Here is a 10,448-nt window from a genome sequence, read left to right as displayed (position 1 = left end):
TATATAATAGAATCAGAAAGGGTGTTCCCATGGAATCTGCACCAGACAAAGAAAAAGTGATATTAGAAAACTTAAAGTACCTTAATGACTCTGTGATCGCTATATTACTTCTGATGCCTGTGACGTTAGTCATAGCTTTTGAAGCACTTGACCCTACGGAATCGCTTAAATGGCTTTCCATTGCAACCTGGTTAGTATACATATGTGGGCTCTGGTATGTAGCTTCCAGGGTTTTCAAACTCAATGGTAGGATATTAGAACACTTGAAGGAGTGAACCTGTTGGAAAGGGAGCAAAAGGAATTCAGAGAACTAACCTCCTCGGAAGAAGCCCGCCGGATAATCAAAAACATCAAAGTAAATCCCAGGATAGAAACATTACTCCTGGAACATATAAATGGCTGCATTCTTGCAGAAGATGTTTTTTCATTCATAGATGTACCTGCATTTGACAGGTCAGTTAAAGATGGCTTTGCCGTGCGTGCACAAGATACATACAACGCCACAGAAATAGAACCTGTACCATTGATGAAGATCGGCTCGATCGCAGCCGGATGTGTTCCTGATCTTGTCCTGGGTCCCGGAGAAGCTATAGAGATCGCCACAGGTGCACCAATACCCGAAGGTGCAGATGCTGTAGTGATGGTGGAACATACATCTGTAGAAGCTGACAAAATACTTGTCCGGCGGGCAGTGTACATCAACGAGAATATCATGCGCACTGGTGCTGACATCATGAAAGGGGAACGTGTGCTGCGCAGGAATGTACGCATCGGCCCACGTGAGATAGGAGTGCTTGCTTCCACAGGAATCAGCAAAGTAGCAGTAAAACAACTGAAAGTTGGGATAATTTCCACAGGCGATGAACTTGTGCAGCCCGGATCTCAGTTATATGCCGGGAAGATCTATGATGCTAATTCCTATGCAATAGCTGCCAGTGTGGAAGAATGCGGTGCAAAACCAATGATCTATGGAATTGTAAAGGATGACGAACGTACAATGTCTGATGTCATCGACCGTGCATTACAGGAATGCAGCATGGTGCTCACTTCCGGCAGTACTTCTGCAGGTGTGGGCGATGTAATGTACAAGATAATAGACGAGAAGGGTAAGACACTGTTGCACGGGATATCGATAAAGCCAGGAAAACCAGTAGTTATCGGTGTTGTCGAAGATATTCCGCTCATAGGACTGCCGGGAAATCCCACCTCTGCACTGTCCATATTTAATGAGTTCATAGCTCCTCTGATATACGATTCGCTTGAAACTGACCCCCCATTCAGAACAAAAGTTCGGGCAATACTGGGAACAGGCATACGGTCCGAGGGCAGGAAGGAACTGTTCCCTGTGGGCCTGATCAGAGGCAGAGTGTATCCTGCAGATAAAACGTCAGGAGCTATTACCACTCTTGCGGAAGCTGACGGCATCATTGAGATCAGCGAAGAAACAGAGTATCTGGAACCTGGCAAACCAGTAGATGTGACACTTTTCGGAAATATAGCTCCCGTAGACGTCATGGTCGTCGGCGGCCAATGTCCCGGTATCGACCTGCTGGAAGATCTGACCGGAATGAATTTCCGGGTTATAAGTATGGGCTCAAGCCGTGGATTAAGTGCTATGGCCGGAAGTATTGCTGATGTTGCAGGCGTCAACCTGGCAGGGACAGGAGATTACAATCTGGAAGCCATCCGAAACATGAGCATCCGTAACGCCGTCCTTGTGAAAGGGTATCGCCGGGAACAGGGACTTATAGTGCGTCCGGAAAGTAGTATAAAGAACCTTGAAGACCTGATTGGGAAAAAACTGGTGAACCGGAACAGGGGTTCGGGAACCAGAGCATTGCTTGATAAGCTTCTGGAAGAACTTGCTGTTAAAAAAGGCACTACAAGAGCAGAACTTGTAAAGATGGTCCCGGGTTACAACTCTGGCTCAAGGACACACAGATCAGTGTGCGAGGCTGTAAGCAATGGAAAGGCAGAAGTTGGATTTGGGATCAGGCCCTTTGCAGAATCAATGGGGCTTAAATTCATACCTATTACTGTAGAGGATTTTGATTTTCTTATCAATAAAGAGATAATGGATATACCGCAGGTAAGAAAACTGCTTGCAACGCTACGCTCCCACGATTTCGCCACCAGGCTTCCTTCTGGCATATTTACTTATGAAAGGACCGGCGAAATACTAGAGAAAATTTAACGATAGAATCATATTTGCTTGCTATATGCTATTAGTCTACACTTGTAAAATCATGCGATACAAATGGTTTTTGCAGATAATGACACTTATACCAAGCAAAAGAAATATATATGAGTATTCGAAATGATATACATTTGAGGAAATGCCAGATTAGCACTATTGAAGAAGTTAATGGACTTTGTGTAACCTGCAACCCTTACAGTTATCATCCCCGTAGTATATGCTTCTTTAAGGATCGACAGATAAGTACCACCAATACCACCACCTAACTTCACAAGTAGATCCACACTGCGGGGATGATCATCACATACTAATGAAAATATTAAAGTATCCACTACTTGTTCTTAATTGAAAGATAGGTTTTCAAAATAGGAGTACCGGGATGGTTCTTTAGAATTCATTCCAGGACATTGTAATAGTATTCTCCCTTAGACCTTTGCTCACGGTCAAGGCGGGAATCTGGCTTGTTCACCCTGGGCCTGTGAGTATCCTCATCACGGCGGAATGTGATATTAAGGTTCGAAAGGAACTTGTTCATGCCATCGTGCATACTTAATGGTGCATGAGCCTTACCATAAACAGCCGGTTCACCTTCAAAAACGATCAGTCTTTCACTGAGCATGTCTATCATATAGATATCATGATCTACTACCATAGCGGTTTTTCCATTATTCTCAGCAAAGCGCTTTATCACTTTCGTGACCATTGAACGCTGTTCCACATCAAGGTGAGCGCTTGGTTCGTCCAGAAGATACATATCCGCATCGCGGCACAGACATGCGGTTATGGCCACCCTCTGCAATTCACCACCGCTGAGTTCCGGAATAGACCGCTCATACAGCTTCTCAAGGCCTAAAGGTTTTACTACTTCCGTCTGGAAGTAGCTGCTATCGAACTTGCGAGATATGCCCCTCAGGAAGAACTGGACCTGCATGTGAACATCTGCCTTGATGTATTGGGGCTTGTAAGAAATGCTGATATTCATATCAAGCTTGCCTTCATCAGGTTCTACCTCCCCGGCAAGCACTTTCATGAAAGTGGACTTACCAATGCCGTTAGGTCCGACAATACCCAGCACTTCGCCCTGCTTAATGGATCCGGCATCTGTTTTTAGAGAGAAGCCTTCCTTGTACTTCTTGGAGAAACTACTATAATCAACCAGGGTATCGATCTCGGTTTCGTTCCTTGGCGGATGGACCTCGAAGGATATAGCTTCGGGACGGACACGCACGTTCTCCTCGGGCAGATAACCTTTAAGATATTGGTTAATGGCTATGCGCACTCCTTTGGGAAGAGTGATGACACCATATCCTCCGGGTTCACCGTAAGCCACATGCACTACATCTGCCAGCATGTCCAGAATAGCAAGATCGTGTTCCACTACCAGCACGGCTTTTTCCTGTGCGATCTCCTGTATGAGCTTGGCACAGTTGATACGCTGGTATATGTCCAGATATGGACTTATCTCATCGAAGAAATAGAAATCGGCATCTTTAGCAGCACATGCAACAATTGCAACCCTTTGTAGCTCACCGCCACTGAGCTCTGTAATATTGCGGTCGATTATGTGCGAAAGGTCCAGGCGCTCCACCAGTTCATCCATTACTCCCCTGTCATCTGTCCTTGCAAGCAGATCAGATGTCTTGCCTTTGAAAGCCTTGGGTATAAGGTCTATATACTGAGGTTTCTGGGAAACCTTGAGACTTCCGTTGGCAACAGCCTTGAAGTAATCATAAAGAGCAGTACCTGCATAGTGTTCCAGCACTCTGTCCCAAGTACCTCCCTCCTCTCCGAAATTGGGTACCAGCCTTCCTGAGAGTATCTGCACTGCAGTACTTTTACCGATACCGTTAGGACCGAGGATACCAGTCACCCTCCCCTTTTGTGGAACTGGCAACCCATAAAGTGCAAAGCCATTCGGACCATAACGATGCGTTGGGAATTTGAGAGCCTCGGGGAGGCCAATGATCATAATAGCATCAAAAGGACACCTGTTTATACAGATACCACAGCCTACACACATCTCTTCCGAGATGACCGGCTTGCCGTCTTCTCCAAAGATGATAGTCTCGTCACCTGTTCTCACTCTGGGGCAGTACTTCTCGCATTCATGACTGCACCTTCGCGGCTGGCACCTGTCCTTATTAAGTATAGCTATTCGCATTTTTATCACTGGTCAAGAAAAGATAAAGATAGTAAATTGTATCAGTTCAGGAGAAGTGTCCACGTGACCAGGCAGAAGTCCACCACAAGGAACTCCACATAGAACCAGTCCTTGAAGCCAAATTCCTTGGTACTGATCTTTATAGCCGGATAGATGAGCCTCTGGGCATAATATGCCAGAATGGCAACGATGGCGATCACAGCATACCATTTTGTTTCAGTGCCCATGCCATACTGCATATTAGCAAGGACACCGGCAATTATACCAAGAATAGAGGCAACTGCTGTCTTGATGATACCCTGGATATGTGCTTTCCTTTTTTCCTCAGGGGTCCTCTGCTTCACCGCAAGGATCCCTTTTGCAGTCTTATCCTGCTGTACCTCGGATGCATCCTGGGTAGCTATTTGCTTATTTTTACCGGATGATTGCCTGGCTGCTTTTTTCAATGGCTGTATCTCCTGAAAATATCAATGGAATGGATAGTATAGAAGGATGTCAGTTATATAAAGCTGTATATACGCCACTAATGAACGAAACTAAATAAAGTCATTGCTCAGGACATTGCCTATCTTGTCAATGGATATAGCATCAGATCCCAGATAATTGAGATGAGCAGCAAATCTGCCCGGCCTGTGTCCACCCGGATGATAGACCACTGTGAACTCCGGGTCTATCTGGCTGACCATATCTGTAAGCCCTCTGACATCCAGATGATCGCTGATCTGTATAGAAGGATATCTGAAGTCTGACCTGCCGCTCATGACATACTTTGATGTGTGCCACGGCAATCTATCCAGGTCCCACGGAGGAACAACACATAAAGTATTACCTCCCGCCTCTCCCAAACCCACAACATCTCCAGCATCTTCCAGCATGCATCGTGTAAGTTCCAGAGACTGGGCCTCCATCTCGATCACATCACCATAACCTAGCGACCTTACCAGCTCAACGACCCTCTGAGCCTTCCCGAATGCATAGGCACCAAGAGCAACACAGGGGTTTTCTTCAAGCAATTGCCCAAGACCCTCTATATCATCCTCGAAGTAGCACGTTGTGTCTCCCGGATCACCATAGTTGGCCTCGGTTATCAGCACATCGCATTTTGGAAGCATGGAAGGGTCCTTCACATCCCCTGTTACAAGAATGCGTGTACCGACCTCATTTTCCCAGTAGAATGCCGTTGAACCGGGGGTGTGGCCTGTGGGAAAAGTCTGCACCTTGACGCCTGCGACCTCAAAAGAGTCACATACACCCATACTCATTCCCTTATACGCTTTACCATAGCGGATCTCAAGAGCCTGTGCAGTCTTGGACGAACAGAGAGCACGCTCTGAGAGCATTGCGGACTTCCCATTGTGATCAGAATGGGCGTGAGTGATAAGATATGCATCCGGCTGAAGGCATTTGTTCGGGCTGCGGGTAGTGTCGATAGAAAAAGTCACAGGTCTGCCTTCATCGGACATGAACCTGAGAGAAAGATGGGGTTTGAAACCCCCTCGCGAATTAGTCTGGCGAAAAGCCAATACTCCCATGTCAATAAGCTGCTGGGGCATAGAGATCATGATCTTACTGGCCTGGAATGCATAGCTTCAGAAAGTGTGCCGCCAGTGGCTCATAGAGCTTTTTGCAGCTCAGAACTGAGCACATCTGCCGACGTTACACCTGTGAAACGCTTGAGCACCTGGCCATCTTTTTCGATCACAAGCGTAGGTACTGCCTGTATCGCATATTTTTTTGCCAGATCCCTGTTCTGGTCGACATCTACTATCTTGAACTCTACCTGGTCCTTGAACTTTTTCTCAACTTCTTCAAGAATGGGTTTCTGCATTCTGCAGGGTCCGCACCATGTAGCACTAAAATCCATTAATATTGGTTTGCTCACTTTATCACCTTCTGATATACAGCGAAGCGCAAGTCTTTTTGATCATTAGCGGTGGACAAAAAGTGCCCGTCTTATAGGGTTCACTGGCTTGCATAAGAGCAGCTTTCAACGGTATTGTAGAACCCCTGCAAAACCATTGTTTGCTTTCCATAAATACCTTTCGCAGGCTAACTAACTGTCCCCCCGGAGAGACAGGGGATCATGTCCGGTATATCCTTGCTGTCAGGTCAAGAGGAGGCGCGTAATATGGAGCAGAGATCACAATGATATCTACAAGACCCGCATAATCAGGGATCTCCTGGGCCGAGATACCCCCTACAGCTATCCGCAGGTCGGGATTCTTCTCCTTTAGTAAAGGAGCCAGCCTTTGAATGTCCTGAGGAGGTAGATGATCAAGCAGCAGCAGATCCGCTATATTCGCATACCTTAATGCTTCTTCCTCGTTCCGGGGTTCGACCTCTATCCTGCGCACAGCTTGCATTTCATTAAGATCACCGACCACGCCCAGATGGTTCTGGGTGATCAGGACAGAATCACTGAGAGAATTGCGGTGATGGTCTCCACCACCTGCCCGGACTGCCTGCAGTTCGAACCTGCGCATGCCCGGATGGGTCTTCCTGCTTGTTGCGATGATCACATGCTTATTGACCTTTCGCGCAGTCTCCACATACAGACGGGTAGTTGCAGCAATGGCGCAGACCATGGAGAGGAAGGTCTGCGAAATACGCCACAGCTTGAAAAGCTGGCGCAGATCACCTTTTGCCTCAAAGACCACGTCATGGGGATTGAACTCCCCGCCTTCACGCACATGCGCGATCACTTCAAGACCTTTTTTCCGATAAAAAGCTGCAAGCTCTTCCACACAGGCAGCTACTCCGTGTTCCCTTGACATGATACGCAATCTTCCGGTACCTTCTATGCCAAGAAGCTCTGTCGTTTCATCGCCATAGGGGCAGTCTTCATCCAGATAAAGGTCGAACAGGTCCATAAAAAGATTTCCTATTGTCTTATATTGATAACGTTTTTATGTATCTCTTAAAGGAAGATTGCATCCGTGGGATATTAAAATAACCCTTAAGATGCAGAACGATCTGGAAATCGGAGCTGGATCATATCAGTAACAAAAACAAAGTGACTGGAATGGTCATGTAATTTCCTTCTATCTCAAAGGTGTCTTTAGAAAGCATAATTCCCTTTTTCATTGAAGACAGGCTTTTGTAATCACTACTTTGTAACTGGTTCTGGTATTTTAATTCGATAGCCAGTAATTCGTTGTTCTTTGATCTTAGAACATAGTCGATCTCAGTTCCGCGTTTGGTCTTCATGTAAAAGATATGGTCCTCTGGAGCGAAAACATCACTTGGGAAAGTATTGTACATTAATCTCACAAGATGGCTGTGAACAATGCATTCTACTAGTTTGCTCTTATCGGTGGGATCATTGATGTGATCAACACTTGACTCGAAGTAGTTGCCTGACCCTGATACCCATGACCTCAGAGAGTGGAAGATAAATGGGTCTTTGAAGTATACTTTTTTGTCTTTGGTGATATTCAAAGTCCCTTTAGATGGGTTGATGGCATATAATGTGTTCAGTACGAACGAATTTTCAAGAGATTGGACATACTTTGATGCCGTATTGTGAGAACCGAGGTCTGCTTCCGCAGCCAGACTATTCCAGCTTACATTTGTTGTAAGTTTGAGAATGATAGAACTTAAGACTTGTTTTATTGCAATTTCCGGTATCTGCCATCTTGCAAGATCGCCCATAAGTGAACGAATGTAAATTTCATAGGTACTGTTATTGATCTTACCCGTTGTGAAAAATTCATTGATGGGCTTAGGAATACCACCGGTTATCAGATATTGGGTGAATAAAGTGTTCAGGTCTTCCTGATAGACCTGGAGGGTCCGAACTACTGGATCGATCTTTCCTTCGAACAGCCCTTGAATGATCTCTTGCCTTTTATGATTCGAACGAAGCTGCTCTTTGTCGAAAAGAACCTTTAGAGAGGGGTTCACGGTTTCGGCAAATTCAGCAAATTTCATTGGCAGAAGGATCTTATCCAGGGTCTCTTCCCCTTCTCCTCTCCTGCCCGGCAACCGCTCAATACTCTTTTTAATGTCAATGGAATGCGAACCTGTCAACAGGGTAGAAGTATTTCTCATACTTCCGATATCTACCAGGTGTTTTAGACCATTTTCCCAGTTCTTTACATTGGATATCTCATCCAGAAAGATATATTTTCTACCTGCATCAAAAGCAGCTACCCAATCCAGATATAGAGTGATCAGCCCGGACAGTTCTTCTCCATTTGGAACCAGATCACAGCTGTAATAAAAGATGCTTTTGGGATCAGTCCCTTGTTCAATGAGTTCTTTTATTAAGATTTTGCATAATGTTGTTTTACCTACCTGCCGAGGCCCGCGAAGAGTATATATCTTGTCACGATCAAAAACCAGATAATGCTTTAACCGGGGCTCCCAGCGTATTTTTGCTGCTCCGAAAGACTTTATCTTCTCATCATTATAGATCTCAGAACCATTTTTCCACCATGGATTGAGACGGCTTAGATGTGAAAAGTCCATGATAAAAGAAAAACGTATTAGTATTTAAATCTCTTGTCAATCAAATGACAATAAGTATATAAAAGAGTTGTCAAACAAATGACAACTAGTATATAAATCACTTGTCAATCAAATGACAAGCAGTATATAAATCCCTTAATCATACCAGCTTTAAAAAAACAGAAGAGGATTTTGATAAAACTCTTTTTAATCTATCTAAATTTTCTCAACGCAAAGGCGCTAAGACGCTAAGGTGCAAAGAAGGAAATAAAGAGCTTTGCGTCCTCGCGACCTTGCGTCTTTGCGTTAAAAATGATTTGCAATGATAAATGTATAGAGATCAAAACAATAACAAATACGATTCTTATAGATTAAAGATCAAACAGCCTCCCCACAACGTTACAGCCTTCTTTAAGCAGACTTTCCTTCCACTATAGCGATCTCCTCATCCGTCAGTCCATATAACTCATACACAAGCCTGTCAATCTCAGCATCCGTTGCGTTGATACGACGCTGTATCATCTCTTTTTCACTGCCAAGCTTCGCAGAACAACGGAATATAACATTATTTTTGATCGAGGAAATCCATCTAAATAAAGTGGAAACTGTCGGCATCATAAGTAGTTTATCCATGAAAGCTTATTTTGAAGAGAGGAGAGGAACATAGTGTGGACTAAAAGAGAGATGATCCTGAACATATTGGTTATCGCAGTATCCGGGAAGCTAAAGCTTGGAATAAAAGGGATCCTGCTCATCATGAGCATGAAAGACACGCTGAAGCAATTCAGGTATTTGATAGATCTAGCGAAGAAATTGAAGCGATGAATGTCCCTTCCCGTCCTTTTTGTAAAGATCCGCTTCAAGGAACTTTGATCAGAACCTCTTTGACCGGAAACTTGTAGTTACTGCCGGTATGATATTACCACGATCCCAAAAGTGCCGATGTGAAGAGCATGTTTATTTCCGTGGAGGGATTATTTAGAATACAGGAGTTATTAGTATGGGATTGTTCGATGGTTTGAAGAAAAGAGATACAAATAGCAGTGAAGATGCGAAGAAATGGTATACAAATGGTCTTGAACTGCTCCATCAGGGAAGATTTGAAGAATCTGTAAAAGCTTTTGATAAAGCCATTAAACTTTATCCACAGAATGCTGAGGCCTGGAACGATAAAGGTGCTGCACTTTGCGGATTGGGAAGGCATGAAGAAGCGATACAGGCGTTAGATAAAGCCACAGAGCTTGATCCGAACAATGCGAATACCTGGGCTAACAAAGGTCTTGCACTTGATCACCTGGGAGAATATGACGGGGCGATACAGGCATTGGATATAGCTGTTGAACTTGACCCACAGAAAGCCGTTGAACTCGTCCCACAGAGATCATATGCATGGTATGGCAAAGGTCAGGCACTTGCCGACCTTGAGATGGATGAGGAAGCTATACAGGTCTATGATAAAGCCATAGAACTTGATCCCGAATATCTGGATGCATGGGATGGAAAAGCTGCCTCGCTCATTATATTGGGCAGATTCAACGAAGCTATGCAGGCATTGGAAAAAGCCATCAGGCTTGATCCACAGGATGCCCGGGCCTGGTACATCAAAGGTTATCTCTTTGAGGAACTTGGCAGGACCGAGGA

General features: G+C 44.8%; 11 protein-coding genes. 4 read left to right on the top strand and 7 right to left on the bottom strand.

Features of this window, described 5'->3' with window-relative positions; genetic code table 11:
* Positions 1–275, top strand: a 275-nt coding sequence (locus tag AB7U21_RS07550; protein ID WP_428388046.1) for a hypothetical protein, incomplete at its 5' end; no start/stop codon positions are given.
* The gene (locus AB7U21_RS07545) at positions 272–2,194 is read left to right on the top strand and encodes a molybdopterin biosynthesis protein (protein WP_333787270.1); all 1,923 of its coding nucleotides are present in this window, start codon (positions 272–274) and stop codon (positions 2,192–2,194) included. The genes AB7U21_RS07550 and AB7U21_RS07545, both read left to right, overlap by 4 nt.
* A gap of 397 nt (positions 2,195–2,591) precedes the next feature.
* Here AB7U21_RS07545 and AB7U21_RS07540 read toward each other — a convergent pair whose 3' ends face one another.
* From AB7U21_RS07540 to AB7U21_RS07510, 7 genes are all read right to left on the bottom strand, one after another.
* Positions 2,592–4,358, bottom strand: a complete 1,767-nt coding sequence (locus AB7U21_RS07540; RefSeq protein WP_428388044.1) for a ribosome biogenesis/translation initiation ATPase RLI — start codon at positions 4,356–4,358, stop codon at positions 2,592–2,594.
* Positions 4,359–4,399: 41 nt separating this feature from the next.
* A complete protein-coding gene (locus AB7U21_RS07535; RefSeq protein WP_333787268.1) occupies positions 4,400–4,804 on the bottom strand; it encodes a hypothetical protein in 405 nt (134 codons plus the stop codon).
* A 90-nt stretch (positions 4,805–4,894) separates the two neighbouring features.
* The gene (locus AB7U21_RS07530) at positions 4,895–5,911 is read right to left on the bottom strand and encodes an MBL fold metallo-hydrolase (RefSeq protein ID WP_428388048.1); all 1,017 of its coding nucleotides are present in this window, start codon (positions 5,909–5,911) and stop codon (positions 4,895–4,897) included.
* A gap of 59 nt (positions 5,912–5,970) precedes the next feature.
* On the bottom strand, positions 5,971–6,240 hold the full coding sequence (gene trxA / locus AB7U21_RS07525) for a thioredoxin (protein WP_428388042.1): 270 nt from the start codon (positions 6,238–6,240) through the stop codon (positions 5,971–5,973).
* A 199-nt stretch (positions 6,241–6,439) separates the two neighbouring features.
* Positions 6,440–7,228, bottom strand: a complete 789-nt coding sequence (locus AB7U21_RS07520; RefSeq protein WP_428388040.1) for a nicotinate-nucleotide pyrophosphorylase — start codon at positions 7,226–7,228, stop codon at positions 6,440–6,442.
* 121 nt (positions 7,229–7,349) lie between these two features.
* Positions 7,350–8,828, bottom strand: coding sequence for an ATP-binding protein (locus AB7U21_RS07515; protein WP_428388038.1), 1,479 nt, complete (start codon positions 8,826–8,828; stop codon positions 7,350–7,352).
* A gap of 390 nt (positions 8,829–9,218) precedes the next feature.
* The gene (locus AB7U21_RS07510; RefSeq protein ID WP_428388036.1) at positions 9,219–9,440 is read right to left on the bottom strand and encodes a hypothetical protein; all 222 of its coding nucleotides are present in this window, start codon (positions 9,438–9,440) and stop codon (positions 9,219–9,221) included.
* A 33-nt stretch (positions 9,441–9,473) separates the two neighbouring features.
* Between AB7U21_RS07510 and AB7U21_RS07505 the strand changes: the two genes are divergently transcribed.
* Both AB7U21_RS07505 and AB7U21_RS07500 read left to right on the top strand, forming a co-directional pair.
* Positions 9,474–9,632 carry a hypothetical protein gene (locus AB7U21_RS07505; RefSeq protein WP_333787998.1) on the top strand — a complete coding sequence of 53 codons (159 nt, stop codon included), beginning with the start codon at positions 9,474–9,476 and terminating at the stop codon, positions 9,630–9,632.
* Positions 9,633–9,807: 175 nt separating this feature from the next.
* Positions 9,808–10,448 (top strand): tetratricopeptide repeat protein (locus tag AB7U21_RS07500; RefSeq protein WP_428388034.1); only part of this gene is annotated, 641 nt, incomplete at its 3' end.

This window comes from Methanomethylovorans sp., assembly GCF_050177135.1.
Classification (GTDB): Archaea; Halobacteriota; Methanosarcinia; order Methanosarcinales; family Methanosarcinaceae; genus Methanomethylovorans.
This window is presented reverse-complemented; position numbering and strand designations above follow the sequence as displayed.

Excerpts from the sequence above, each read along its gene's own strand:
- AB7U21_RS07540 (WP_428388044.1), bottom strand. The coding sequence starts at position 4,358 with ATGCGAATAGCTATACTTAATAAGGACAGGTGCCAGCCGCGAAGGTGC.
- AB7U21_RS07530 (WP_428388048.1), bottom strand. The coding sequence starts at position 5,911 with ATGCCCCAGCAGCTTATTGACATGGGAGTATTGGCTTTTCGCCAGACT.
- AB7U21_RS07520 (WP_428388040.1), bottom strand. The coding sequence starts at position 7,228 with ATGGACCTGTTCGACCTTTATCTGGATGAAGACTGCCCCTATGGCGAT.
- AB7U21_RS07515 (WP_428388038.1), bottom strand. The coding sequence starts at position 8,828 with ATGGACTTTTCACATCTAAGCCGTCTCAATCCATGGTGGAAAAATGGT.
- AB7U21_RS07510 (WP_428388036.1), bottom strand. The coding sequence starts at position 9,440 with ATGGATAAACTACTTATGATGCCGACAGTTTCCACTTTATTTAGATGG.